The organism is Actinoplanes sp. HUAS TT8, assembly GCF_051380535.1.
Classification (GTDB): Bacteria; Actinomycetota; Actinomycetes; order Mycobacteriales; family Micromonosporaceae; genus Actinoplanes.
Window position 1 is genome coordinate 5,795,088 of the sequence record NZ_CP195646.1, and the last position, 26,932, is coordinate 5,822,019.

Genomic DNA, 26,932 nt, shown 5'->3' on the forward strand with positions numbered 1-26,932 from the left:
ATCAGCCGATCAGGACAGCATGCAGCCTCCTCGCCTCGGTGAGCAGCCGGCTCGATCCGCGGGCGGCGGCCAGGCCGGCCAGGCCGGGAATCTCGTCGCCGACGCCGATCCCGGCGGCAACCCGGGTGGCCAGTTCGATCAGATCCGGCAGTCCGCGCGGCCGGTGCGGGAAGAGCGCGGGCAGGGCGGCCACCAGCAACTCCCAGACGGCCCGCGACGCGCCCGCCTGGTGCGCGTCGCCGAGCGGTTCGGCCGCACGAGCGAGTTTCACCAGGCGGTCAACGGTCAGACCAGCGAGGTCCCGGCCGACCGCAGCGGCGAAACTCTCCCCCGCCACTCCGTCGGCCACGAGCCCGGCGGGACCCGGATCGACGTCAGCGGCGGGGGTGGAGCGAGCGGCCAGGACCGGGAAAGCGTCGGCGGCGGGGGTGGAGCGGGCGGCCAGGATCAGGAAGGCGTCGGTGGCGGACACCCGATCGGACCGGTCGCGGGCAGTCAGGGCGTAGGCCAGGGCCAGGGACATCGCCGGGCCGAACGGGCCGCCACTCTCGGCAAGCAGCGGAAGCACGCTCGTGTCGCCGCGCGAGTCGTCGATGGCCGAGCCGGCGATCAGCGACAGCGCCCAGGCCGCGTTGATCTCGCGGTGGTGCGGGAGGGCAGCGGTCAGTAGTTCCGGGCACGGAATCCAGCGGCCCTGGTCCCAGCGTGCATCCGGGAACCGCGTGAACGTCAGCCACTGCCCGGACACCCCCAGATGATCTGTCGCGAGGTCGGGCGGGGCCAGGTTGACCTTCACGCGGGCCGCCCGGCCCGGCTCGCCGTAGTACTGCTCCACGCGTGTGCTCACCGGATCGGGCAGGCCGCCCGCTATCAGCCACGCCGCCAACTGCCGCCCGGCCGCCGAGGTCAGGCCGGCCGCCACCGCCGGATCGGTGCCCCGGGGCAGTCGCAGGAATGCCTGTTCCAGGTCGATCGGCCACGGCTCCCACCCCTCGGCCGCGGCCTGGCGCAACCGGTCGGCCAGCACCTCGGCATCCAGGCTTCCGTCCACCCGGGTCGGCGTCGCCACCAGCATCGGCGGCCGGGGACCACCCGCGGTCAGACGCGTATAGATCTCGACTACGCGCAGGGCCAGCAGCCGATCCGGAGCACCGGAGGCAACCGGATCGGACGGGAGCGGGGGCAGCTCCGCGCCGGGGTCGGCAACCCGGCGCACCAGCGGGTCGAAGTGCAGGAAGTGCGGCGCGTGCGACCAGATCCGGTGCGCCGGATCCGCCCAGCGAGCCACCAGATGCCGCAGCGGGGACCGATCGGCGCCGGACCGCACCGCCACCAGCCCGGCCAGCACCCGCTCCCAGCGAACGGCCGTCTCCTCGTGCCCCAGCGCGCCGATCTCCTCGGCCAGCTCGGCGGTGCTCGCGACCGGCAACGGCATCGCGTCCGCCTGGCCCGGCACCACGAGCGACGGCACCGCCGCGGCCACGAGCGGCGACGATCCGGCCGACAGCGCCACGGCCCCGATCGACACCGGGCCCGACGACGGCTCCGCAGCCGTAGGCAACGGAAGAACGGCCGACGGCGCCGCTGCTCCGGAGGCCAGGGCGCCGCCGTCGCCCTCGGGCCCGGTCGTCGGATAAGCAGGGCCGCTGTGGGCTGTCGACGCTTCGGGCCGGGTTGCCGGGTCGGCAGGCTTGAACAGGGTGGCGGCGCGGGCGGCCAGGTCGTCGTCGAGGGCGGCGGCGACCGCGGCCAGGCGGGCACGGGCGGGCTCGTCGAGGGTCGGGACGTGCTGGGCGATCAGGGTAAGGGCGCGGTCCTGGATCTCGCCGGCCGGATGGCTGAAGGCCACGGCGACCGTCTCCATGATCTCGGCGGCCCGGGACGGCTCGCGCGCGGCTGCCCGGCCGAGCCAGGTCAACTGGGTCTTGACCAGGGACTTCACCGGCCTCAGCAGAACCTCACGGGCGGCCGGCAGGAGCACGTCGACGTCGAGGAGGCCCGCGTCGTCAACCGCTCGCAGAGCGCGCTGCGCCAGGCCGGCCACCGCCGCCGGAGCATCGGCCAGCATCCGCGCGTAGGGGTCGGCGTGCCCGGCCATCTCCCCCGCGGTCGGCGCCAGCGCGTCGTGGAGCAGGGCGAACGGTCTCAGCGCGGTCGGGCCGCCGCCGCGCGCAAGGCGGTCGACGGTCGCGGTCAGGAGCCGGGAGCGGTCGAGGCGGCCGGAGCGGGCCAGCTCGGCGACGGCTGCCGGGAAAGCCGGTGGGCCGACGTGGCTTCTGGTCCTGGGGTCCCACTCGGCCGCGGCCAGGTCGACGCCGAGGGTCTCGGCTTCGAAGACGACGGGTAACAGCAGGTCAAGGTACGGATCCGAGCGCAACCGATCCACGAACGGCACGGTCACGCGGGTGTTCAGGCCCGGCCACTGCAGGTGGGCGATCCAGCCGGAGATCACGCCGCGCGGGGCCGGTGGGGTGGTGCCGCCCTCGACGCACAGGGCGGCGACCAGCGGCCATCCCTGCTCCCACGGGTCGGTGCCGCGCACGTGGGCGCCCAGCCGCAGGCCGAGGTCGCCGAGCCACGGGAGTTTCCGGGATCGGATCACCTCCATCGCGTACGGAATCGGGATGCGACCCCATTTGTCGCGCATGTCGGGGCGGCGCAGCAGGCTCACCGCGGCCGCGGCGGACGGGGCCGAACCGAGCACGGCCAGGCCGAACGCGCCGGTCGGGTCGAACTCGCCGCGCCACCAGTCCTCCGGGCGCAACGCGGTCAGGCGGGCTTTGACCTGGCGGCCGAAGGCGAGACGCTCGGGCTCGCCGGCCGCGCACAGCATGTCCCGCACCGCGGCGATGTCACCGCCGCGGGCCCGCTCGTCGAGGACGTCCCAGTCCAGGTCTCCCATGGCGCAGAAACCTAGACGAGGGGTCCGACAGAAATCAGCCGCCCGGCGTGACCAGGCCGGTCTCGTAGGCCAGGACGACCGCCTGGGCGCGGTCGCGCAGCTGCAGTTTCGCAAAGATGCGGGCCACGTGGGTCTTCACGGTCGCCTCGCTGAGCGTCAGCGTCTCGGCCAGTTCGGTGTTGGACAGGCCGCGGCCGAGCAGCGCCAGCACCTCGGTCTCGCGGGGGGTGAGCGGGGACAGGTCGCGGTGGACGGCCGGCTGTGCGGTGGCGAACCGCTGCACCAGGCGCCGGGTGATCGACGGTGAGAGCAGCGCGTCCCCGGTGCCGACCAGGCGGACCGCCGCGGCGAGGTGGTCGGCCGTCACGTCCTTGAGCAGGAAGCCGCTGGCGCCCAGGGCGAGGGCCGTGTAGACATACCGGTCCAGGTCGAAGGTCGTGAGCATGAGAACGCGGCAGTGCGGGCTGCGCGCCAGGATCAACCGGGTCGCCTCAAGGCCGTCCAGGACCGGCATGCGGATGTCCATCAGTACGACGTCGGGGCGCAGCCGGCGCTCGGCCTCGACCGCTTCGGCGCCGTCGCCCGCCTCGCCGGCCACGTCGATGCCGCGAGCGGTCAGAATCAGTCGGAAGCCGGCGCGGATCAGCTCCTGGTCGTCGACGATCAGGACGCGCGGGGACGTCATGGCGCCTCCACCGGAATCCGCGCCCGGACGCGGAAACCGCCGCCGAGCCGGCGACGGGCGTCGAGATCACCGCCGTACATCGCAATCCTTTGCCGCAGGCCGAGCAGACCGCGACCGGCGCCGGGGCCTCGACCAGCGGCGGGCCTTGGCCCGGGGTCTCCGGTGAGGACGCTGGGGCCGCTGGTCAGGACCTCGACGCGCAGCGCGCGCTCGGCGTAGCGGATGGTCACCTCGGCCTTGCCGCCGGCGCCGTGCCGCAGGGCGTTGGTCAGCGCTTCCTGGACGATGCGGTAGGCAGTGACGTCGATGCCCGACGGCAGCGGGCGCGGCTCCCCGGAGATGCGCACCTCGACCGGCAGACCGGCGAACGCGATGCGGTCGACCAGCGCGCCGAGACTGCTCAGGGTCGGCTGCGGCGTGAGATCCGAATCGGACTCCTCGCCGTCCGCGCGGGGCGCCAGCAAACCCAGCAGATGCCGCAACTCGGTCATCGTGGTGCGCCCGGCCTTCTCCACCTCGGCCAGCGCCGCATCGGCCGTGCCGGGCAGCGTGGTCAGGATCTCGCGGGCGGCCGCGGTCTGCACGATCATCACACTCACGTTGTGGCTGACGATGTCGTGCAGCTCACGGGCGATGCGCGCGCGTTCCTCACCGACGGCGGCCCGGGCGGCGCTCTCCCGCTCCCGTTCCAGCAGCCAGCCGCGCTCGCCCAGGTCGCGGGCGCGATGCCGGCAGGTGCGGAGCAGCGCGATCCATAGACCAGTGGTGATCGCACAGGCGGCCGCCAGGGCTCCGGCCAGCACCACTGTTCCCACCCGTCACACCTTGGCAGACGGCGGGCGCGGGCACATCATCCCGGGCGCCTACGGCGCCTACATCCCCGGATGTACGGCGAAAGGATGTCAGACCACGGTCCGATGCCATCCGGGTACGGCGTCGTTAGCGTTCCGTCCCATGACGACTGAGACGGTGGTGCGCCTCGACGGCGTACGCAAGGAATACGGGGAGACCGTCGCGCTGGACGGGGTGTCCCTGGAGATCCGCCCCGGCGATGCGGTCGCCGTGATGGGCCCGTCCGGGTGCGGCAAGTCCACGTTGCTCAACATGATCGCCGGGCTGGACCGGCCGAGCGCCGGCGTCATCGAGGTGCACGGCGAGCGCATCGACGAGATGAACGAGACTCGCCTGGCGCTGTTCCGCCGTCACCACCTCGGCATGATCTTCCAGTTCTTCAACCTGCTCGACGACCTGCCCGCGCTCGACAACGTGGCCCTGGCCGCGCAGCTGACCGGCAGCAAGGCCGGCCCGGCCCGCCGCCGTGCCCTGGAGCTGCTCGACGAGCTGGGCATCGCCGACCGGCGCAACATCTATCCGGCCGCGCTCAGCGGCGGCGAGCGTCAGCGGGTCGCGGTGGCCCGCGCGCTGATGAACCGGCCGGCGCTGCTGCTGGCCGACGAGCCGACCGGCGCGCTCGATTCCAAGGCCGGCGAGCAGGTGATGGACCTGCTGCTGGACCTCAATCAGATCGGGCAGACACTGCTGATCGTCACGCACGACGAGCGGCTGGCGCACCGCTGCGCGAGCCGGCTGATCGAGATGAGTGACGGCCGGATCGCCCGCGAGGCCACCCTGGAGAGATTGTGAGCGCGGTGTGGCGGGCGGCCCGGGCGGCCGTTCGCCGGCGCAGGGTGCAGACGTTCGTGATCGCGCTGGTCGCGCTCTTCTGCACGGCCACCGGGGTGGTCTCGCTGGCGTTGCTGGACGCGGCGTCGGCACCGTTCGACCGAGCCTTCGAGCAGCAGCGGGGCGCGCACGCGGTGGCGACCTACGACCCGGCGAAGGTCACCGACGCGCAGCTGACCGGCGCGACCGCCGGGGTGGCCGCGCTGAACGGGCCGTTCCCGCAGGTCGTGGTCGAGGCCGAGAACCAGGAGGACCTGTTCCTGAGCGGTCGCCCGCTCACGATCGTGGGGCGCGCCGACCCCGGTGGCACCGTCGACCAGCTCGACCTGTGGCACGGGCGCTGGGCCACCGGGCCGGGCGAGATCGTGCTGGCCTCCCCGCCGCGCCCGGACGACTTCGACGAGGGCCCGTTCGGGGAGACCACCTCGGTCACCGTCAAGGGGACGACGCTCGCGGTGGTCGGGTGGGCGTTCAGCATCAGCGGCTCGGCCGACGCCTGGGTGGCTCCGGCGCAGATGGCCACGATGAGTCCGGCCTCGACCCAGATGCTGTACCGGTTCGCCGGCGACGTGGCGACCGAGGACGCGGTGCGGGCGCGGCTCGCCGGGGTGACCACGGGGCTCCCCGGCGGCGCGCTCGTCGCCGCCCAGCCCTACCTGGCGCTGAAGCAGCAGGCGGCCGAGCAGCCCGGGACGTACCTGCCGTTCCTGAGCACGTTCGGGGTGCTCGGGCTGCTCGTCGCGGTCATCATCGTGGGCAACGTGGTGAGCGGCGCGGTGGTCTCCGGGGTCCGGCACATCGGCGTGCTCAAGGCCATCGGTTTCACACCACGCCAGGTCGTCACCGTCTACCTGACCATGGTGACCGTCCCGGCGGTGGCCGGCGCGGTGCCGGGCACGGTGCTCGGGGCGCTGGCGGCCGAGCCGATGCTGACCGACACGTTCCAGGGGCTCGGATTCGGGCAGGATGCCGGGGCCCGGCCCTGGGTGTGGGCGACCGGCCTGGTCGGGGTGCCGGTGATCGTCATCCTGGCCGCGCTGCTGCCCGCCCGCCAGGCTCATCGCCTGTCCGCGGCCGAGGCGATCTCGGCCGGCAGCGCCCAGCGGCAGGGCCGTGGCCTGCGCGTCCAGCGGGCGCTGACCGGGTCCCGGCTGCCCCGGTCGGTGAGTCTCGGGCTGGGTCTGCCGTTCGCGCGGCCCGGCCGGACCGCGCTGACCCTGGCCACGCTGCTGCTCGGGGTCACCACGGTCACGTTCGCGACCGGGCTGTCCGACTCGGTGATCCGGGTCGCCGAGATCGGGGACCGGTCCGGCGGCCAGATCGGGGTGCGGGTCCAGTCCCCGCAGTTCGGGACGACCAGCACCCGCACCGAGGACGAGATCGAGGCGCTGCTGCGCGGCCGGCCCGGGACCGCGCGGGTCGGCGTCTTCTACAGCCGCGAGGTGTCGGTGGCCGGGATGGGCGAGCCGCTGCAGATCAATTTCGGTCGTGGTGACGTGGCGGCGCTGGGCTACGAGGAGCAGATGCTGGACGGGCACTGGATGACCGGGCCGGACGAGGTGGTCGCGCCCAGCCAGCTGATGAATCGCCGCGGCCTCCGGATCGGCGACCGGCTCACGGTCGAGCTGGGCGGCGGACGCAAGACGGTCACCCTGGTCGGCGAGACGGTGCGTGGTGCTCCCGGGCCGGAGGGCCTGTTCGCCGAGCGGGCGGCGCTGGCCCAGCTCGACCCGGGTCGCACCCTCGCCCCGGACGACTTCCTCTACCAGGTGCAGGTGACCGCCGGGACGGACCTTCAGGCGTACGCCGACGGGGTGCGGGCGGCCGACCCCGGGCTGTTCTCGTGGGTCAACGCCGGCGGCAACGAGTTCGCGACGATCGTCACCGGCTTCTCCACCGTACTGTCGATCCTGCTGGCCGCGGTCACCGCGCTCGGCGTGCTGAACACGGTCGCGCTCAACGTCCTGGACCGCCGCCGCGACCTGGGCATGCTCAAGTCCATCGGGATGACCCCGCGGCAGGTGGTGGCCATGACGGTCACCTCGGTGGCCGCGCTCGGGGTGATCGGCGGGCTGCTCGGGATCCCGCTCGGGATCGTGGCCCACCGGTTCATCATCCCGATGGCGGAGCGGGCGGCCGGGCTCCGGCTGCCGGAGTCGGTGCTGCAGGTCTGGGCGCCCGGGATGCTCGGGTTGCTGGTGCTCAGCGGGGTGGTGATCGCGGTGCTGGGGGCGCTCATCCCGGCCCGCTCGGCGGCCCGGCTGACGATCGCGCAGGTGTTGCACAACGAGTGACCCGACCGGCGCCGAGCCCCCGCAACATCGGATGCTGCGGGGGCTGCCGGCCGGCCGCGCACGGTCCGGGTGCGAACCGATCCCACCCCTAAGATCGGTTCCCATGGATCATCGACGCCTGGGACGCAGCGGCCTGCACATCAGTGAGATCACCTATGGGAACTGGCTGACGCACGGCGAGCAGGTCGGCCGCGACTCGGCGCTGGCCTGCATCCGGGCGGCGCTGGACGCGGGCATCTCGACCTTCGACACGGCCGACGTCTATGCGCTCGGCGCCGCCGAAGAGGTCCTCGGCGAGGCACTACGGCCGGTGCGCCGCTCCTCGGTGGAGATCGCGACGAAGGTGTGCCTGCCCACCGGCGACGGCCCGAACGACCGGGGCCTGTCCCGCAAACACATCATGGAGTCGTGTCACGCGTCGCTGCGCCGGCTCGGCACCGACTACGTCGACGTCTACCAGGCTCACCGGTTCGACGAGAAGACGCCGCTGGACGAGACGCTCGTCGCGCTGGACGATCTCGTACGTCAGGGAAAAGTCCTTTATCTCGGGGTGTCCGAATGGACCGCCGGGCAGATCCGGCAGGCGCTCGACCTCGCCGCGGAGCTGGGGCTGCGCAGCCGGATCGTCGCCAACCAGCCGCAGTACAACATGCTCTGGCGGGTCATCGAACCCGAGGTGCTGCCGCTGTGCCGGGACGAGGGCATCGGGCAGGTCGTGTTCCAGCCGCTGGCGCAGGGGGTGCTGACCGGCAAGTACCGGCCCGGTCAGCCCGCACCGGAAGGCTCGCGGGCGACCAGCGGCGGTCGTGCACCGAGGTTCATCCAGCGGGTGCTCGGGGCTGAACTGCTGGAACGGGTTCAACGGCTGCGGCCGCTGGCCGAGGAGGCCGGGCTGTCCATGGCCCAGCTGGCGATCGCGTGGGTCCTGCAGCAGGACGGGGTGAACTCGGCGATCATCGGCGCGACCCGGCCGGAGCAGGTCGCCGAGAACGCGGGGGCGGCCGGGGTCCGCCTGTCCGGCGAGCTGCTCGCCGCGATCGACGCGGTGCTGGGCGACCTGGTGGATCGGGATCCGGCGAAGACCGCCCGGATGATGGCGGTCAAGGACACCTGGAGCCAGGCTGAGGCCTGACGCGTTCCGGATCTCTGACAAAGCCCGACAGAATACGGAACTATTTGCCTGCAGGATACGGAAAACATTGGCTGCAGATGCGGAAGAAGAAAGCTCCTCGATGCCCGTCTTCCTCGGGATATGGGTGCCCGCCTGATCCCGCGTCACCCGCCGACCGAACGTCCACCTCATCCACTCGGACGTCACGGCGTGGCCCCTCGGACTCTCGCCGGAGAAGATCGCAAGGACGTGGGTCGAGAGGCCGAGGTTGTCGTACCCGTGTGGCAAGGTTGGCGCGTGACTCGACCACTGCTGGCCGTCGACGCCCCGAGCTTGTACTTCCGGGCGTTTCACGGCATCCCGGAGAAGGCGGCGCAGACCGAGGGCGGCGAGCCGGTCAACGCGATCCGCGGGTTCCTCGACATGATCGCGCAGCTGGTGCGGGCCAGGCGGCCCGACCGGCTGGTCTGTGCGCTGGATGCGGACTGGCGGCCGGCCTGGCGGGTCGAGCTGGTGCCGTCGTACAAGGCGCATCGGGTCGCGCACGACGCGGTCGAGGAGGTGCCGGCGTCGCTCGAACGGCAGGTTCCGGTGCTGCTCGAGGTGCTCGCGGCGGTGGGTATTCCGGCGTTCGGGGTGCCCGGCTACGAGGCCGATGACGTGCTCGGCACGCTCGCGGCGACCCAGCCCGCCCCGGTCGAGGTGGTTTCCGGCGACCGTGACCTGTTCCAGCTGGTCGACGACGAGCGCCGGACCCGGCTGCTCTACTGCGGGCGCGGCGTGGCCAAGCTGGAGGATGCCGACGAGGCTCTGGTCCAGGCGAAGTACGGGGTGCGAGCGCAGTTCTACGCGGATTTCGCGGCGATGCGCGGTGACGCCAGTGACGGCCTGCCCGGGGTCGCCGGGGTCGGTGAGAAGACGGCCGCCCGGCTGATCGAGCGCTATGGCGGGATCGCCGAGATCATGGCCGCGCTCGACGATCCGGAGGCCGGGTTCGCGCCGGGTGTGCGCACGAAGCTCGACGCCGGCCGGGGGTATCTGGCCCGGGCGTTGCCGGTGTGCCGGGTCGCCCTGGACGTGAAGCTTCCGGACTTCGATCCGGCCCTGCCCCGGGAGCCGCGGGACCCGGATGCGCTGCTGGCCCTGGCCGAGCGGTGGAATCTGGCCGGTTCGGCCCGCCGCCTGGTCGACGCCCTGGCCGGCTGACCGCCAGGAATCTCACGAAGGGACACGAAAGAGAACGAAGCGTGAATGAGTCCGCTCGGATTGTTAGAAGCGGACGGCACGGGGCATCAACCAGAGCGGGTACTCAAAAGCCCACGCATTACGCAAATGATGCGAAGACGTAGAGAACCCCCACTGATGGGAGATCCCCCGTGATCACGCAGGAGCACATCCACACTCTGCAGGGCCGGCACGTCCACGACCGGGACGGCGACAAGATCGGCACGGCCGGGCAGGTGTGGACGGACGCCGCCGGGCTGCCCACCTGGGTGAGCGTGCGCACCGGTCTGTTCGGGTTGAACGAGTCGCTGGTTCCGCTGCAGGACGCGGATCTGGCCGACGACCGCCTGGTGGTCCCGTTCGACAAGGCGACCGTGAAGGACGCCCCGAACGTGGACGCCGACCACGACGAGCCGCTGTCGCAGGAGGAGGTGGATCGCCTCTACTCCTACTACGGCCTGGCCCAGCACGACAGCTACCGGTCCTACCAGGCCGGCGCGGCCGCCGGTAACGAGTATTACGCGGGCGAGTCCGGCTACGGCCGCGCCGACGATCACACCCGCGGCGCCAACTTCGCCACGACCACCGACCACGAGCCGACCGGCGCCACCGGCCACGAACGGACCAGCGCCGCCGGCTACGAGCCGACCGGCACGGGCTACGAGACGGCCGGCACGGGCTACGAGACGGCCGGCACGAGCCATGAGCCGACGACCGGCGCCCGCGCCGAGACCACGGGTGCCGGCTACGAGACGACCGGCACCGACTTCGAGCACGGCGCCGGTCAGGGCAACGGCCGCTACGAGTCGACCGAGGCCACTCCCGGCCGGACCGACCGGCCCGGCCTGCGCAGGTACGTGGCCACCGAGCGCCCGATCACCCCGCAGGATCGGGATCTGCCGGGCGACGAGCACCGCCTCGGCTGACCCGAGCAGCCTGATCGAGAAGCCCTGGCCGCTGCGAACGGCCAGGGCTTTTTCACACCAAAAACCGATTATTGGGTACGGAATGAGCACCGCGCTCAGGAAGCGGCCCGACCCATCAGGCACACCGCCAGCAGATGCACCGAGATCCACGGCGCCCGCCGCCAGTCCCCCACGGCCGATGCCTCCCACCCTCGACGGGCCGCCACGTCGGCCACCCCGTCCGCGTAGGCCGCCAGGTTGACCACGTTCACCGCCCCGACGGCCGCCCTGATCCGCGCCCCGTGCTGATCCATAACGGCCACCAGCCCGGGCTCAGGTGCGGCCGGAGCCCCGAGACGCCGCTCCCACTGATCAAGGGCGAGGCGCGCACCGGCGCTGAGTAGGTCCCACTCCATGGCGCCCTACCGTACAAAGCCCCAGAACCGCCCACAACGGTGACGAACGGCGATCAACCGTTCGTCGGCCCGGTTCGAAGCGGTCGGCCGATCCGAGTTCAGCGGCGGGCGAGGCGCCGCTCTCCCCCGGTGCCCGCGATGTACGGAACGCCGAAGTGCGCGAACACCCGCGGCTCGTCCGCCGCTGCCAGTTCGCCGTCAAGGTCGATGGCCGGGGCGTCCCCGGCCAGCTTCTTGTCGTAGCGCACCCGCACGGCGTCCGGCCGCACGGTCGCACCGTCGAGCGGGACGAACACGAGCCGGTGCCGGCCGATGAAGCCGACCCGCACGGTGATGAACGACGGCTCGTCGGTGGCCGTGTCGACGTACACCGCCTCCAGGTCACCGATCTTGGCGCCGTCCGGGTCGATGACCTTCTGGCCACGCCAGTCACGCAGATTTTCCGCCGGGAACATGCCGTGGCAGTGCCCGGCGGCGAGCAGCACGAAACCGCCCAGCGGCGAGCAGCACGAAACCGCCCAGCGGGGATGAGCGCGAAACCGCCCGGTGAGGAAAAGCGCGAACCCCGACGGGCTCAGGCTCCGCTCGCGACGGAGAGGCCGAGCCGGCGCAACGCCCCGATCCGCTGCCGGATCAACGCCATCGACTCGTCCTGCAGCCGCGACCACCCGTCCTGCCCGGTGATCTGGCCCGGGTGCCGCCGGTACAGCCAGGTGATCTCCGGCGGCAGGTAGCCCGGCGTCGTCTCCCCCAACGCCACGACCAGCGCCAGATCCCCGCCACGGGCGGTCGCCACCCAGCCCCCGAACGCCCGGACGGTGTCGGTGCGCGCGGTCAGCCCGGCGCACGGCGCCGCCGGTTTCCCGCTGTCGAGAACGAGCTGGGTCAGCACGCCCGGTTCGATCACGCCGGGTTCCAGCGGCGCCGGGAACGACACCCGGGTCAGGTCGGGCATCAGGTCGTACGCCTGCGAGCTGACCCAGTGGATGCGCGGGTGCGCCTCGAACGCCTCGACGGCCGTGCGCAGCGCGCCCGGCAGCAGCAGGTCGTCGGAGTCGAGCACGTGCACCAGCGTCCCGGCGGCCCGGGCCAGCGCGACGTTGCGCGCGATGTTGACGCCGAGCGTCTCGCCGTTGGCCTGGTAGCGCGCGAACGGGAAGCGCCGGGCCACCTCGGCCAGGGCCGACGCCGGACCGTCCTCCTGGACCAGCCATTCAAGATCCCACCCGTCCGGCCGGTCCTGCGCGGCCAGGCTCTCGCCGGCCTCGGCGAGGAATTCCGCCCGGTCCGCGTGCACGGGGGTGAGGACGGAGATCAGCGGCATGGTGCACCTTTCATGACGGGTCCGGGCAGGGCTGGTGGTATTCGAGCCGGGGCAGCAGTTGATCCCATTGCTCGGCGGTCAGGGCGCCCCGGGTCGCCGAGCAGATCCGCTGCTCGGCCGCGTCCCGGTCGACCTGCCAGAGCCGTACGTCGGTGTCGGCGCCACCGATCGCCAGGGACCGCCCGTCGGGGCTGAAGGCGAGTGTGAGCAGGACGCCGCTGTGGCCGGTGAGCGGCTGGCCGTCGAGCGCGGCGGCCGGCTCGGCCGGGTCGGCGACGTTCCACAGCCGGATCGTCTTGTCGTAGCTGGTGCTGGCCAGGGTCCGCCCGTCGGCGCTGTAGGCGACCGCGCTCACGGCGTCGGTGTGTCCGGTCAGCGGCTCGCCCAGCGGTTCCGGTCGCCGCGGGTCGTGGACGTCCCACAGGCGGACGGTCTTGTCGCCGCCGGCCGTGGCCAGGGTCCGCCCGTCCGGGCTGAACGCCGCCGACCACACCGGCCCGCTGTGCCCGGTCAGGGCGGGTCCGAGCGCGACCGGCGCGGCCGGGTTCGTGATGTCCCAGAGCCGGATCGTGCTGTCGAAGCTCGCGGTGGCCAGAGTGTGCCGGTCGGGGCTGAACCGGATCGTCGTGATGTAGCCCGTGTGGCCGGTTTCGATCACGGCCAGCGGCTGGGGGTGGACCGGGTCGCGGAGGTCCCAGAGTTGGATGGTCTCCTCGTTCTGGGTGGCCAGGACCGTTCCGTCGGCGCTGAACGCGACCTGCCCGCCCGCGTTCACGGTCAGCGGGGTGCCGATCCGCTGGGGACGGCTCGGATCCCGTACGTCCCAAAGGGTGGCTTTTTGATCGGTGCTGCCCATGGCCAGCAGGTTGCCGTCGGGGCTGAAGGCGACGCCGGAGACGCTCCCACCGGCCGTGAGCGGCGGCCCGGCCTGGACCGGCCGGCCGGGGTCGCGGACGTCCCACAGGCGGGCCGTGTCGTCCGCCCCGGCCGTGGCCAGCAGGTTCCCGTCGGGGCGGTAGGTCGTGGACGTGACCCGGGCGCTGTGACCGATCAGGATCCGGGCCGGCACGGACCAGAGCCGGACGGTGCCGTCGTCGCTGCCGGTGGCCAGGCTGGTGCCGTCGGGGCTGAACGCGACGGCGTAGACGATGCCGGAGCGGGCGGCGAGCGGCTGGCCCATCGGTTGCGGCCGGCCCGGGTCGCTCACCGTCCACAGCCGGGCCGTGCCGTCGCTGCTCCCGGAGGCCAGGACCCGGCCGTCGGGGCTGAACGCCACCGACCACACCGACCCGTCGTGCCCGGTCAGGCTCTGCTGCAGGGCGACCGGGCGGGCCAGGTCGGCGACGTTCCACAGCCGGATCGTCCGGTCCTCGCTGCCGCTGGCCAGGGTGTGCCCGTCCGGGCTGAACGCCACCGAGTGGATCGTGTCGGCGTGCCCGGCCAGCGGGGAAGCAGCCGGGCGGGCGTGTGCGGGGTCGGCGACGTTCCACAGCCGGACCGTCTTGTCGTCGCTGCCGCTGGCCAGGGTCCGCCCGTCCGGGCTGAACCCGACCGCGCGCACGGCGGCGGCGTGCCCGGTCAGGGCGGGCCGCCGGACCGGCCGGTCGCGGTCGCTCAGGTCCCACAGCCCGACCGTGTGGTCCTGGTTCGCGGTGGCCAGGGTGTGCCCGTCGGGGCTGAACGCCACCAGGTAGATGGTGCCGCCGCCACCGTCGAGCGGTGCGCCGAGGGCCTTCGGGTGGTCCCGGTCGGTCATGTCCCAGAGCCGGACCGTCCGGTCGTCGCCGGCGGTGGCCAGGGTGCGGCCGTCCGGGCTGAACACCGCCGAGGTCACCCAGCTGGTGTGACCGTGCAGGGGTTCGCCGAGGGCGGCCGGGCGGCTGCGGTCGGCGACGTCCCACAGGCGGATCGTGCGGTCGAAGCCGGTGGTGGCCAATGTCCGGCCGTCGGGGCTGAACGAGGTCAGGTACACCGCGCCGCTGTGCCCGGACAGCGGCCGGGCCAGCGGGACGTCCTGCGTCGACAGCAGCCTCGCCTGGGCCCGGCCGTCGTCCGGGCGCAGCTGGTCGGCGGCCAGCGCCAGCTGCGCCGACAGGGACGGGTCGGGTTGCTGCATCCGGTCGGTCTGCGCGAGCAGCTGCTCGAACAGCGCGTCGTCGCGCTGGTCGATCGCCACGGTCGCGCCGGCCACCGCGAGCAGGGCGAAGGCCGAGATGGCGGCGATCGCCGCCCGCCGGATCCAGCCGGTGCGCCGCCACTGCCGCCCGGAGCGGGTGATGAACTCGCGGGCGACCACGGTCAGACCGGCGAGCCCGTCGCTGCGCACCCATTGCCGGGCCGCTTCCAGGCGCAGGCCCCGGTAGAGCATCGAGGGATCGCGGCCCTCGTCGTGCCAGACCGAGGCGTCCTCCTCCAGCCGCTGGCGCAGGAGGTTGCCGGCACGGTCCTGCTCGATCCAGTCGCGCAGCCGGGGCCAGGCGTAGAGCAGCGCCTCGTGGGTCAGTTCGACGGTGCCCGCGTCGAGCGTGACCAGGCGGGCCTTGGCCAGGATCTCGAGCGCGGCGGCGGCCTCGGCGCTGTCCCCGGCCGGTTCGACGAGAGCCGACTCGACGAGTTCGTCCCGGGTGGCCCGCCGGCGCGTGTCCCGGGTGTCCTTGCCGACCCGGACCAGCCGCAGCAGCATGCGGCGGGCGGCCGCCTGCCCGGTCGGGGACAGCTCGGACCAGGACCGTTCCGCGGTCGTGGCGACGGCGCCCTGGATCCCGCCGGCGTCCCGGTACCCGGCCACCGTCAGTTTGCCGCCCTGCCGCCGCTGCCAGGTCGCCAGCAGCGAGTGCGACAGCAGCGGGAGGGCGCCGGCGTCGTAGGTGGCCTCGGCGTCGTCCGGCTCCCGGTTGATCGACAGGTCCCGCAGGATCAGCTCGGGGAGCCCGGCCTCCATCTCCAGACCGGCCGCCTGCGCCGGGCCGAGAACGGCCTCGCGGAGCTCGGCCGGGGCCATCGGCCCCAGCACCATCTGACGATGCTGAAGAGCCTGCGACAGTACGGGATGTTCCAGGCACCGTGCGTAGAAGTCGGCGCGCACCCCGAGCACCACCAGCGCGTCCCCGGCCGCGGCGAGACCCAGCGCGTTGATGAACAGCCGGCGGCGCTGCTCGTCCTCGCAGAGGGTGAACGCCTCCTCGAACTGGTCGACCACCAGCACGGTGCGGGCCTGCGCGCCGCCGGCCCGGCGCCCGTGGTCGGCGATCGCCTGCGCGAGCCGATCGGCCGGGACCCCGTCGGCCAGGGCCGCGACCTCGGGCATGTGTCGTCCCAGTTCGGCCGGCGGGTCGGTGCCGGGGGTCATCACCACGACCGGCCATCGGCTGGACTCCGGCAACGGGAGGCGGCCGGCCAGGATCGAGGCGCTCAGGCCGGCCTGCAGCAGGGAGGACTTGCCGGCGCCGGACGGGCCGACCAGCATGACCAGCCCGCCCGAACCGGCCGCGTCGGTGATCCGGTCCAGCAGGGCGGTGGTGCTGCGCTGCCGGCCGAAGAACCAGGCGGCGTCCTCCTCGCGGAAGGAGGCGAGCCCACGGTACGGCGAGACGCCGGACTCGACGTCGGCCGGTTCGGGGGCGGCGGCCGGGCTGGCCAGCGCCTGCTCCCACCTCGACTGCCAGTCCTGGATGTCGTAGAGGTGCTCGGCCACCGGTTGCGGATGCTTCTTGCGGGCCTCGCCGATGAGCACCCGCAGGACGGCCGACAGCGGCCCGAAACGGGCGGGCACGTTGGTGCCGCGCCGCCAGTCGCTGACTCGCTGGATCGACACCCGGATCGGCTGCCCGTGGTCGTCCAGAAATCGTGCGCGGGTGACCGAGGCGACCACTTTCGTCAGTGTGGGATTTCCGGCCTGCGCGTACAGCAGCGCGAAGCGTTCGGCGAAGGCCGCCCGCGGCTCCGTATCGCCCATGCCCTCCGCCCTCACAAGCTGAAGGATCCGGACCGGAAAACCCGGGACCGTCGATCGAGCAGCCATGATACAGACCGGACTTCAGCGGACATGGCGGACGGGGGCGCGGCTGAGGCATCCTTCGTGATCGTCCGCCGGCACGGCACACCGCGACCGGATGGCCGCGATTACAACGGGGGCGGTCCATCCCGAACGGGCACCGGATCATCGGGCACGAACGCTCGACGGCGATTGCCCACAGCGTTCACCAAAATAAATTCAATAACCAGGAATCGGCGCGCCGGTTCCTGATTTTGTGAGTGATGTTCCTCCGTCATCCGGGCCCGCGGCGTGCGACGCCGGGGCCCGGTGGCGGGGAGGCTGGACAGCCATCGATAAATCCTGTGTACTCTTGGGCACCTGGACCGGCGTCTCCCCCCGTGGATGCCGGTCCAGAGCTATGTCCGGCCCCGGCGCCCTCAGTTCCCGAGCGCGGCCGGAGACTCGGCGTCGGGGATGAGCAGGCGGGCCGAGCCCGATCCGTCGGCCGGGACGGCCCACACGTCCGATTCCCGGGTGCCCCGGCGCAGGCCGTACATGATCGTGTCGTTGCCGTACCAGGCGGCCTGATCGTCCACGCTGCGCGTCTCGGCCAGCGGGGTCCGCCGCATGCTCGCCAGGTCGAGAACGGACAGGCGCCACCCTTTGGCCGGGTTCCCGCCGATCGCCTCCTTGAACGCGATCCGCGTACGGTCGGGCGACAGCGAGGGGCATTCCACGTTCTCGGCCAGGGTCCGTACGGTCTGCGCCGCGACGTCCCCGGCGACCAGGTACCGCTTGCCGGCCGTGGACATGGTCGCGTAGAAGTGCTGGTCGTCGAGGAACGTGACGCCCCAGAAGTTGATGTCCACGGCCTTCGCGGCGCCGATCACCGTGAACAGTTCGAGCGAGTCGACGGTCTCGCCGGTGGCGAAGTCGATCATGCCGGCGCGGGTCGAGAACTTCCCGCCGTTGTACGAGTCGCCGGTCACGAACACGGTCCAGGCGAGGACGTTCCCGCTGGGCGACACGCGCGCCCGGTTCGGCACGCCGACCACCGGATACGTCTCCTGGACGGCCAGCGACGCGTCCAGCACGGCCAGCTGGTAGGTGGCCAGCGGTCCGTCCGGGCGCAGGCAGATGCCCCGTCCGGCGGCCGCGTAGACGCGCACGCAGTCGAGCGCCGACAGTGTGCGCGGACCGGATTCGGCGCCCTCGGCGACGGTGGCGACCCGGCCGTACCCGGAGGCGGCGGTACTGCGGAACAGCACCCGCGGCCCGGGTGAGGCGTCCACCGCGGTCGCCGCCGCGGCCGGCGCGTCCCCGCGGTGACCGGCGACGATCACGTAGGCCACGGCGCCGCCGAGCAGCACCACGGTGACCGCGGCGGCCAGCAGCACCCGGCGGCGCAACGAGAGTTCAGTGGTCACGGGCATTCCTCAGCAGGAGCGCGGAGACCGGCAGGGCCAGGGCCGCGAACAGGGTGAACGCGTGAACGGCGCCGCTCGCGTCCCACCGTTGCCAGGCGAGACCGAACAGCACCGACGAAACGAGGTAGGCCAGGGCCTGGCCGGTCTGCACCAGGGCGAGACCGGTGGTGCGCAGCTCGGCCGGGAGCAGCGGGCCGGCGAGGGCCATCAGCACCCCGTCGGTGGCCGCGTAGTAGACGCCGTACAGGAAAAGAATGACGACGACCGCGAGCGGACCGCCCAGGCCGGACCCGAGCGTGAGATAGACCGCCAGCAGGGCGGCGTAGCCGCCGAGGACCACCGGGGCGCGGCCGATGCGATCGGCCAGGTTGCCCAGGGGCATGGCCAGCAGCAGGTACGCGAGGCTGGTGCCGACCGCGAGCAGCGGGAACCAGCCGGTGGCGATGGACTCGCGCCGCTGCAGGAGCAGGTAGACGAACCCGTCCCCGATCGTGCTCAGGCCGAGCAGCACCGCCCCGGTCAGCAGCATCCGGATCGGCCGGCGCCGCAGGAGCGCGAACGCCGCGCCGAGGCTGACCGTGGTCGACGCCGGGCGCGGCGCCCGATGGTCGCGGACGAACAGCACGAGGACGAGCACGCCGATCAGGGCGATGCAGCCGCTGACCACGAAGACCGAGTCGTAGGCCTGGCCGGACGCGGCGAGCACGGCCAGCGCGACCAGTGGCCCGGCGAACGCACCCGCGGTGTCCATCGCCCGGTGCACCCCGAAGGCCCGCCCGAGCTGCCCGTCCGGGGTGGCGAGGGTGATCAGGGCGTCGCGGGGTGCGGTGCGCAGTCCCTTGCCGGCCCGGTCGGCGACGATCGCGGCGCTGAGCCAGGGCACCGAGGTGCCGGCCGCGAGCAGGCCGAACTTCATCAGCGCGGAGAGTCCGTAGCCGAGGCCGGCGACGGTCTTGCGGCGCCGCGCCCGGTCGGCGACGTACCCGCCGACCAGGCGCAGCAGTGCGGTCGCCCCGGTGTAGAGGCCGTCGATCAGCCCGTAGACGGCGGGACTCAGTCCCAGTCCGGCGATCAGGTACAGCGGCAGGATCGCCGAGACCATCTCGCTGGACACGTCGGTGATCAGGCTGACCGTGCCGAGGGCCAGGACCGTGCCCGCGATGCGTTTCGTGCGGTCGGCCCGTCCTACGGCCGGCCGTTCCACCGAGGCCAGATACATGTGGCTACTGCCAGACGTCGGTGATCGGCGAGACGCTCGCGGCACCACCGAGGGCGGACAGCCCGTACGCGGACTCGATCGTGCGCAGCACGGTGTAGTGCGTGATCTTCTCGGTGTACGAGCCGGTCTTGACGTTCGCGCCCACGAACGTGGTGTAGATGTGGTTGAGCGAGAGCGAGTTGTCCTCGTCGAACGTGACGATCAGCAGGCTGTTGTGCGTCTTGGCCCACTGCGCGTACGCGTCGAGGTTGTTCTTGAGCCAGGTGTTGCCGGTGCTGATCGAGCAGTCGTGCATGTCGTTGCACATGTCCGGCGTCACGAACGAGACGGTCGGCAGCTTGGTGTAATCGGTGGGGAACGTCGAGTACCGGACGTTACTGGCGGCCGGCACCGTGCTGAAGTCGACCCAGCTGTTGTGCTTGCGCCGGTAGGTGCCGCTGGAGCAGCCGGTGTAGCCGTCCGACGGCATCGCCTCGGAGTAGCCCTTGAACGTCTTGCCGGCGGCGATCAGCTGGGCGCCGAGGTTGCCGGTGGTGAACGTCTTGGGGCAGTCGTCGTTGGTCACGCCCTGGGTCGAGCCGGAGAACAGGGCGATGTAGTTGGGCTGGCTGGGGTGGGTGATCGCGTACGACTGCGTGAACTTCGCGCCCTGTGCCGCCAGGGAGGTGAAGTACGACGCCGAGGACGCGGTGATCTGCGAGGACGCCTTGTTCTCGAACATCACCAGGACGATGTGATCGAAGGCCGGGACGGTGGTCGCGGCCTGGGCTCCCGGTGACGCGGCGGTGACGCCGGCCGCGAGGAGAGCGAGGGACACGAGGACGGTCCCGATACGCCGAATGGACATACCGAGCATCCTCGTCAAGATCATCGAAGGATTTCGACACGGTACGTGGCCGAAAGGTTAAGTACTGACATACGTCTATTGATTGCCAACCGGGTGCGAGTCTCCGAGACGGTCTCAGGTCCGGCCCGAACCCCCCGATAACGCGGTAGTCGGAACCACCATCGCGAACGGAGTAGGCATGGCGACGCGAACCGCTCGCGTGGTGTTCAGTGGCTGGTGGCTGGCACTGATCGTCCTGTACTACGCCTTCCCCGACGCCCACCTGTACACCTGGGCGCTGCTCGGCTACTCCTCGGCCGTCGCGGTCCTCGTCGGGGTGCGGCTCTACCGGCCGGCCCAGCGGCTGCCCTGGTATCTCACCAGCGCCGCCCTGGCGTTCTTCACCACCGGCGACAGCTGGTACAACCTGATCCTGGCGATCGGCCGCCAGCCCGGTTTCCCCGGCCTGGCCGACCTGTTCTACCTGCTGGTCTATCCGCTCATCACCGGCGCGTTCCTGCTGTTCATCCGGGCTCGGTCAGGCAGCGGGGACAACCGGGCGGCGCTGCTCGACGCGATGGTCCCGACCGTCGGCCTGGGCCTGCTGGCCTGGGTCTACTGGATCGCGCCGTTCACCCGGTCGCAGGACCTGTCCGTGCTGGAGAAGATCGTCTCGATCGGCTACCCGCTCGGCGACGTGCTCGTGCTGGCCATGATCCTGCGGATGCTGACCGCCACCGGCAAGCGCCCCAAGGCGCTGTCCAGCCTGGGCCTGGCCATGGTCGGCCTGCTGCTGTCGGACATCTTCTACGGCCAGTCCCAGCTGCGCAGCGACTGGCAGCTGGGCGGGCCGGTCGACCTCGGCTGGATAGTGTTCTACACGGCCATGGGCTACACCGCGCTGCGGCCGGGGATGCGCCAGCTCACCGAGCGGGCCGAGCGTTCCCGCGCCGTGATCGGCCAGCACCGGCTGGTCTGGCTGACCGGGGCCGCGCTGATCGCCCCGGCCGTGCTCTGCCTGGAGTACATCCAGGGCCGCCCGGCCGAGATCGCCCGCGGCGGCATCGTCGACGCGCCGGTCATCGCGGCCGCCGCCGCCGTCATGTTCGTGCTGGTCCTGGCCCGGGTCGCCGACCTCGCGGTGGCCCAGCGGCAGGCCGGGGCCCGGGAGCGGGCGCTGCGCGAGGCCGGCACCCTGCTCTTCGCGGCCAACACCGAGGACGAGGTCAAGGACGCCGTACAGGACGCGATCGTGCGCCTGATGCCGGCCGGGACGCCGTACCACCTGCGGCTGAGCCCACCCACGCCGGGCACCGTCGATCTGGCGGTCGACTGGCGCACCGCCGGCGAACTGCCCGAGGGTGCCGGCGGCTTCGCCCTGGCCCTGTTCGTCACCCAGCCGCTGTTCGGCGGCCGGCACGGCGAGACCGTCCTGGGCGCCGCCGAGGACGTGCTGCACGCGGTTCGGCCGTCCCTGCAGACCCTGGCCGCGCAGGTCGCGGTGGTGCTGGAGCGGATCGCCCTGACCGCCGAGATCAACCAGCGCGACAGCGAGGCGTACTTCCGCACGCTCATCCAGAGCACGGCCGACGTCATCCTGATCGTCGGCGACGACGACACCATCCTGTACGCGAGCCCGTCGGCGACCAAGCTGTTCGGCGCCCCGGTCGCCGTGGACACCCCGATCTCCCTGCTCATCGCCGCCGACGGGCAGGACGCGCTGAACGACACCCTCGCCCGGGTCCGGCACACGCACGGCGAGCTGGACGGCATCGAGCTGACCGCGCAGGGCGCCGGCCGCCGCACCATGCTCATCGAGTGCGACCTGCGGGACCTGCGCGACGAACCGTCGGTGGCCGGCCTGGTCGTCACCATGCGGGACGTCACCGAGCAGCGCCGCCTGGAGGACGACCTGACCCACCAGGCGTTCCACGACTCGCTGACCGGGCTGGCCAACCGCGTGCTGTTCCGTAACCGCCTGGAGCAGGCGTTCATGGTCGCCGAGCGCGACGGTGCGACGCTCGGCGTGCTCTTCGTCGACCTGGACGACTTCAAGGAGGTCAACGACACGCTCGGGCACGCCGTCGGCGACCAGCTGCTGCTCGCCGTCGCCCAGCGCATCTCGGCGATCATCGGGGCCGGCAGCACCGCGGCCCGGATGGGCGGCGACGAGTTCGCCATCCTGGTCGAGCAGAGCAACAGCGCCGACGCCACCGAGGAACTGGCGGCCCGGATCGTGGCCGAGCTGGACGCGCCCCTGGAGGTGCCGGACGGCGAGGGCGGCCTGCACATGGTCAGCGGCAAGGTCAGCGTCGGCATCGCCATCAACCGCGACGCCGACAACGCCACCGAGCTGCTGCGCCACGCCGACCTGGCCCTCTACCTGGCCAAGGGCATGGGCAAGGGTGGCTGGCAGCGCTACCAGAGCGACCTGGCCCACTCCATGGTCCAGCGCCTGGAGATGCGCACCCAGCTGCACGAGGCGATCGAGGACGAGCAGTTCATGCTGCAGTACCAGCCGATCGTCGAGCTCGCCGACCAGCAGGTCACCGGGGTCGAGGCCCTGGTCCGCTGGCAGCACCCGACCCGCGGGCTGCTCGGCCCGTTCCACTTCGTGGAGGCGGCCGAGGAGAACGGGGCCATCGTCGGCATCGGCAGCTGGGTGCTGCGCGAGGCGCTGCGGCAGATCGCCGAGTGGAAGGCCCAGGACCCGGAGACCACGCTGCGTTACGTCAGCGTGAACGTGTCACCGCTGCAGTTCCGCGCGGCCGACTTCGTGGCCCAGGTCCGCGAGGCCCTGGACGCGGCCGGCGCCCGCCCCGAGTGGCTGCTGCTGGAGATCACCGAGAGCCTGGTCCTCAAGGACGCCGACAAGGTGATCCAGGACCTGCGCGCCCTGCGGGCCATGGGGGTCCGGGTGGCGATCGACGACTTCGGTACGGGCTACAGCTCCCTGAGTTACTTGCGGCAGATGCCGGTGGACGTGCTGAAGCTGGACAAGTCGTTCATCGACGACATTCTGACCAGCCGGCAGCAGCACGCCCTGGTCGACGCGATCGTCACCCTGGCCGGGAACCTGGACCTCGCCGTGGTCGCCGAGGGCATCGAGGAGCCGGGGCAGCGGATCGCCCTGGACACCATGGGTTGCCACTACGGGCAGGGATACCACTTCGCCAAGCCGCTGTGGCCGGCCGACATCCCGGCCATGACCACGATCGCCCAGCCGGCCGCGCTGAGCGCGTGAAAGCTGAGCATGCCGATCCCGCAACGAGCCACCTTACGTACGGGAAATCCTGTTTGTTCTCGACTGTCGGTAACCGAACACTCACTCACACGGTGAGGTCGGCGGTTATCGACTGGCGCGACCGGCCGGTAGAGGGCAGGGTCACAGGGGTGCTGAACAACCCCGTGTGGGCCGCCCTCTCCGGGCCGCAGGCCGGCTATGCCGAGGCCGCCGGAGACGCCGCCCGATACCTGCCCGAGATCGCCCCGTTCTGCGCCGTCAGCGACCCGGCCGACCCGGCCGCCTGGCGCGACCTCGCCACGCTGACCGACCACGCGCTGCTCACCGGGCCCGCGCTCAGCCCGCCGGCCGGCTGGGTCGAGGAATCCCGGATGAAGGGCGTGCAGATGGTCGGCACCGCGATGTCCGCGGTCGGCGACCCGGAGGCCATCCCGCTCACCGAGCACGACGTGCCCGAGATGCTGGAACTGGTGGCGCGGGCGCAACCCGGCCCGTTCCGCAAGCGCACCCTCGACCTGGGGCGCTACCTGGGCATCCGCGCCAAGGACGGCCGCCTGATCTCGATGGCCGGCGAGCGGTTCCGGATGCCCGGCTGGACCGAGGTGTCCGCGGTCTGCACCGACCCCGAATTCCGCGGCCAGGGCCTGGGCGCCCGGCTCACGCTCGCCGTCGCGGCCGGCATCCTCACCCGCGGTGAGCTGCCGTTCCTGCACGCCGTGCACGACAACGAGAACGCGATCCGCCTCTACGGCCGGCTCGGCTTCTCCCACAACGCCGACGTCGTCTTCGCGTCCTTCCGCTACACCGGCTGACCGGACGCCGGCCGGCTCTCGGCAGCGCCGGCTACCGCCCGGCGCTCAGAGTTGTTTCCCGGGCGGCGAGACACCCCCTGAGAGCCGGCCGGACGCGCGCCGGTTACAGCTGGCCGTGGTTGGGCGGCAGCACGTCGCCCAACTCGTAGGCGGCGATGTGGTGGTACTTCCAGTCGTAGGGGTCGTGGACGCTGTGCGTGCGCGCGTTGCGCCAGTGCCGGTCCAGGTCGTACTTGGCCGCGGCCGCGCTCGTGCCGCACATCTGGAACAGCTCCGAGCCGGCCTCCACCGCCACCTCGCTGCCGAAAGCCTTCGCGGCCGCCACCGCGAGAGACCCCCGGGCCGCGGCATCGGCGTCCGCCGGGGTCAGGGTCACTTCTTCGAGGGTACGGGCGGAGGAGTCGAGCAGCGCCTCGGCCGCCCGCACCCGCGTGGCCAGCCGGCCGTAACGGTGCCGCACGTGCGGATCGTCCCCGGCCGCGGACGCACCCGCCCGCACCGCCTCGGTCGACGGACGCGCCTTGGTCCGCAGGTAGGTCCGCGCGTCGGCCAGCGCCGCACCGGCGATCCCCACCTCGATCGCGGCGTGGTAGAGCTGCGCCCGCGCGCCGAGCTGCTGCGGCTGCTCGTAGGCGTGCGCATAGTCCAGCCGCAGCCCCGGCTCCACCGGCACCCCGGTGAACGTGGCCGTGCCGCTGATCGTGGCCCGCTGACCGATCACGTCCCAGTCGGTGTCGACCGCCACGCCCTCGGCGTCGCGGGCGACGAACGCGAGCACCAGCCGGCCCTGCTCGTCGAACGCGCTGACCGCGATCCAGGCGCTGGTCAGCGCCCCGGTCGTGTAGTACTTGACGCCGTCGAGACGGCCGCCGGAGATCTTCGTACGCAAATCCTGGGCGTGTTTTCCGCCGCGTTCGGCCAGGGCGTTGCCGAACCGGCGGCCGGCCAGGACCTCGCCGAACAGGCGCTTGCGGGCCTCCGGGCCGCCGTGCACGACCAGGACGTCGACCAGCAGGAAGTGCGCCTGCGGGACCTGGGCGACGGACGGGTCGGCGGCGGCGACGATCCGGGCGACCTCGGCCAGGGTGCGCGGGCCGAGACCGGGACCACCGTCGGCCACCGGGATCGTGATCGCGAGCAGGCCGGAGGAGTCGAGGGCGGCGAGGGCCTCGGACGGGATCACCGTCGCGCCGTCACGATCGCGCTGGATCGCACCGGGGGCGAGCTCCGCGGCGAGCCGGTGGGCGGCCGCGACGGCCTCGTCATGCGTCTGTGGGACAACCATTCACGCATGGTAGGTGTCCGGCGTTCCTCAAGTGGCTCCCGGGCCGACCGATCAAACGCAGGTCAACACGGCGGAGGAGGGATCTTGCACAGCTGGACCAAGCGTGTGCCACCGGTGCATCTCGCCCTCGGTGTCCTCTACGTCGCGGTGCTGATCCTGTCGACCGCGGCCCTGCACGGCGAGTCCGCTCCCTACGAGCAGGTCGCCGAGGGCGCGCGGGTGGTGTTCGGGCTGATCGGCATGGTCTACGCGATCCGCGCGGCCCGCCAGCCCGCCCTGCTCCCCCGGCTGCGGCAGGCGTGGCGGGCGATCACCGTCAGCCTGGCCGTGCTCATCGCCTCCCCGCTGGTGGTCGGCGGCCTGAAGGCGGCCGGGATCACCGCCGCCGACGACGTCACGCACGTCGCGTTCGTGATCGCACTGCTCGTCGCGCTGCAGCGGTTCCCGCTGGCCCCGATGAACAGCCGGGATCGGCTCAAGGCGGCCCTGGACGCCGGAACGGTCCTGGCCGGGGGCGTGGTGCTGCTCTGGTACGTGTCGTTCGGCCCGTACGTCGACGCGCACGGCCTGTCCCCGACCGTCGTGGTCGCCGCCGGCGTCTACCCGCTCGTCGACCTGGCGCTGCTGTTCATCATCGCCCGCGCCCTGCTGCGCGGCTCCGACCCGTCCGCGACCCGCCCGCTGCGGCTGCTCGCGGCCGGCACCCTGGTGCTGTTCGCCGGTGACGGCGTGCACGGATACCTGCACGGGCACGGCCAGATCGAGATGCACTCGCCCTGGCAGTTCTTCTGCTGGATCACCACCGACGCGCTGCTCGCGGCGGCCGCCGCCGAACAGTGCCGGGCCATCTCGGCCGGCCCGCGCGAAGCCCGCGCCGAGGTCAGCGGCGGCCGTCACCTGCCGTTCGCCGCGGTCGCCATGGCTCACGCGCTCATGCTGATCGCCGCCGTCCACGAGGACACCCTCTACCCGTGGGGCGGCCTGGCCATCGGCGGGACCGTGCTCAGCGCGCTCGTCCTGTTCCGCCAGACCCTGGTCCAGCGGGAGAGCGACGAACGCGCGCTCACCGACAGCCTGACCGGTCTGGCCAACCGGGCCCGGTTCCGGGCGACGTCCTACCGCAACCTGGCCCGCAACGCCCGGAGCGGCCGCTGGTCGGCCGTCCTGGTCATCGACATGAACGGGTTCAAGGAGGTCAACGACACCCTCGGCCACAAGTCGGGCGACCTCGTGCTCGTCGAGTTCGCCGAGGTCCTCAAGCGCTGCGTCCCCGCCCCGGGCCTGCCGTGCCGGATGGGCGGCGACGAGTTCTCGGTCGCGCTGACCGATCTCGATCACCCGTCCCAGGCGTACGACATCGCCGGGCGTATCGCCGCCGAGATGGGTCCGGTCGCCATCGACAACCAGCTGATCCAGCTGGCCGCCAGCATCGGTGTGGCCGTGTCGGCCCCCGGCGAGCTGACCCACGACGAGATCGTGCACCGGGCCGACCTGGCCATGTACCGCGCCAAGGCGCTCGGCCCGCAGACCCGCTGGGCCGTCTGGCAGGAGTCCCTCGAACCCCAGCCGGCCGCAGCCGCCTGACCGGGCCGGCGCTCA

General features: G+C 72.3%; 19 protein-coding genes. 8 read left to right on the plus strand and 11 right to left on the minus strand.

Annotation, left to right across the window (positions count from 1 at the left end):
- Position 1 precedes the first annotated feature (1 nt).
- The 3 genes from ACSHV8_RS25970 to ACSHV8_RS25980 are packed head-to-tail and all read right to left on the minus strand — an operon-like array spanning position 2 to position 4,393.
- Positions 2-2,902, minus strand: a complete 2,901-nt coding sequence (locus ACSHV8_RS25970; protein ID WP_436536635.1) for a hypothetical protein — start codon at positions 2,900-2,902, stop codon at positions 2-4.
- Positions 2,903-2,936: 34 nt separating this feature from the next.
- Complete coding sequence (locus ACSHV8_RS25975; protein WP_436536637.1) at positions 2,937-3,587, minus strand: response regulator; 651 nt, start codon at positions 3,585-3,587, stop codon at positions 2,937-2,939.
- Positions 3,584-4,393: a sensor histidine kinase gene (locus ACSHV8_RS25980; protein WP_436536907.1), complete on the minus strand. Its 810-nt coding sequence runs from the start codon at positions 4,391-4,393 to the stop codon at positions 3,584-3,586. Before ACSHV8_RS25980 ends, ACSHV8_RS25975 begins: the two co-directional genes overlap by 4 nt.
- Positions 4,394-4,541: 148 nt before the next feature.
- Between ACSHV8_RS25980 and ACSHV8_RS25985 the strand changes: the two genes are divergently transcribed.
- From ACSHV8_RS25985 to ACSHV8_RS26005, 5 genes are all read left to right on the plus strand, one after another.
- Positions 4,542-5,231 (plus strand): ABC transporter ATP-binding protein, encoded by a 690-nt coding sequence (locus tag ACSHV8_RS25985; protein ID WP_436519528.1) that lies wholly within the window; start codon positions 4,542-4,544, stop codon positions 5,229-5,231.
- The gene (locus ACSHV8_RS25990) at positions 5,228-7,564 is read left to right on the plus strand and encodes an ABC transporter permease (RefSeq protein ID WP_436519530.1); all 2,337 of its coding nucleotides are present in this window, start codon (positions 5,228-5,230) and stop codon (positions 7,562-7,564) included. The genes ACSHV8_RS25985 and ACSHV8_RS25990 overlap by 4 nt, the downstream gene beginning before the upstream one ends.
- 103 nt (positions 7,565-7,667) lie before the next feature.
- Positions 7,668-8,696 carry an aldo/keto reductase family protein gene (locus ACSHV8_RS25995; protein WP_436519532.1) on the plus strand — a complete coding sequence of 343 codons (1,029 nt, stop codon included), beginning with the start codon at positions 7,668-7,670 and terminating at the stop codon, positions 8,694-8,696.
- Between the two features lie 276 nt (positions 8,697-8,972).
- Entirely contained in the window at positions 8,973-9,881 is a 909-nt protein-coding gene (locus tag ACSHV8_RS26000; protein ID WP_436519534.1) for a 5'-3' exonuclease, read from the plus strand.
- Positions 9,882-10,051: 170 nt separating this feature from the next.
- Positions 10,052-10,825: a PRC-barrel domain-containing protein gene (locus tag ACSHV8_RS26005; RefSeq protein ID WP_436519536.1), complete on the plus strand. Its 774-nt coding sequence runs from the start codon at positions 10,052-10,054 to the stop codon at positions 10,823-10,825.
- Between the two features lie 95 nt (positions 10,826-10,920).
- Here the strand turns inward: ACSHV8_RS26005 and ACSHV8_RS26010 are convergent, their stop codons facing one another.
- The 7 genes from ACSHV8_RS26010 to ACSHV8_RS26040 all read right to left on the minus strand — a co-directional run bounded on the left by ACSHV8_RS26010 (position 10,921) and on the right by ACSHV8_RS26040 (position 20,013).
- Positions 10,921-11,220: a DUF6401 family natural product biosynthesis protein gene (locus ACSHV8_RS26010; RefSeq protein ID WP_436519538.1), complete on the minus strand. Its 300-nt coding sequence runs from the start codon at positions 11,218-11,220 to the stop codon at positions 10,921-10,923.
- 98 nt (positions 11,221-11,318) lie between these two features.
- A complete protein-coding gene (locus ACSHV8_RS26015; RefSeq protein ID WP_436519540.1) occupies positions 11,319-11,705 on the minus strand; it encodes a PRC-barrel domain-containing protein in 387 nt (128 codons plus the stop codon).
- A gap of 89 nt (positions 11,706-11,794) precedes the next feature.
- Positions 11,795-12,544, minus strand: a complete 750-nt coding sequence (locus ACSHV8_RS26020) for a glycosyltransferase family 2 protein (protein ID WP_436519542.1) — start codon at positions 12,542-12,544, stop codon at positions 11,795-11,797.
- Between the two features lie 10 nt (positions 12,545-12,554).
- On the minus strand, positions 12,555-16,499 hold the full coding sequence (locus tag ACSHV8_RS26025; protein ID WP_436519544.1) for an nSTAND1 domain-containing NTPase: 3,945 nt from the start codon (positions 16,497-16,499) through the stop codon (positions 12,555-12,557).
- Positions 16,500-16,957: 458 nt separating this feature from the next.
- Positions 16,958-17,947 carry a hypothetical protein gene (locus ACSHV8_RS26030; RefSeq protein ID WP_436519546.1) on the minus strand — a complete coding sequence of 330 codons (990 nt, stop codon included), beginning with the start codon at positions 17,945-17,947 and terminating at the stop codon, positions 16,958-16,960.
- Positions 17,937-19,166, minus strand: a complete 1,230-nt coding sequence (locus ACSHV8_RS26035; RefSeq protein WP_436519548.1) for an MFS transporter — start codon at positions 19,164-19,166, stop codon at positions 17,937-17,939. Before ACSHV8_RS26035 ends, ACSHV8_RS26030 begins: the two co-directional genes overlap by 11 nt.
- Positions 19,167-19,170: 4 nt before the next feature.
- The gene (locus ACSHV8_RS26040) at positions 19,171-20,013 is read right to left on the minus strand and encodes an alkaline phosphatase family protein (protein WP_436519550.1); all 843 of its coding nucleotides are present in this window, start codon (positions 20,011-20,013) and stop codon (positions 19,171-19,173) included.
- Between the two features lie 178 nt (positions 20,014-20,191).
- Here ACSHV8_RS26040 and ACSHV8_RS26045 point away from each other — a divergent pair, with 178 nt between their 5' ends.
- The gene (locus ACSHV8_RS26045) at positions 20,192-23,236 is read left to right on the plus strand and encodes a putative bifunctional diguanylate cyclase/phosphodiesterase (protein WP_436519552.1); all 3,045 of its coding nucleotides are present in this window, start codon (positions 20,192-20,194) and stop codon (positions 23,234-23,236) included.
- Between the two features lie 149 nt (positions 23,237-23,385).
- On the plus strand, positions 23,386-24,048 hold the full coding sequence (locus tag ACSHV8_RS26050; RefSeq protein WP_436519554.1) for a GNAT family N-acetyltransferase: 663 nt from the start codon (positions 23,386-23,388) through the stop codon (positions 24,046-24,048).
- A gap of 103 nt (positions 24,049-24,151) precedes the next feature.
- On the opposite strand, the gene ACSHV8_RS26055 is transcribed toward ACSHV8_RS26050, so the two are convergent.
- Positions 24,152-25,333, minus strand: a complete 1,182-nt coding sequence (locus ACSHV8_RS26055) for an acyl-CoA dehydrogenase family protein (protein ID WP_436519556.1) — start codon at positions 25,331-25,333, stop codon at positions 24,152-24,154.
- 84 nt (positions 25,334-25,417) lie between these two features.
- Here ACSHV8_RS26055 and ACSHV8_RS26060 point away from each other — a divergent pair, with 84 nt between their 5' ends.
- Positions 25,418-26,917 (plus strand): diguanylate cyclase domain-containing protein, encoded by a 1,500-nt coding sequence (locus ACSHV8_RS26060; protein WP_436519557.1) that lies wholly within the window; start codon positions 25,418-25,420, stop codon positions 26,915-26,917.
- Positions 26,918-26,932: the final 15 nt, after the last annotated feature.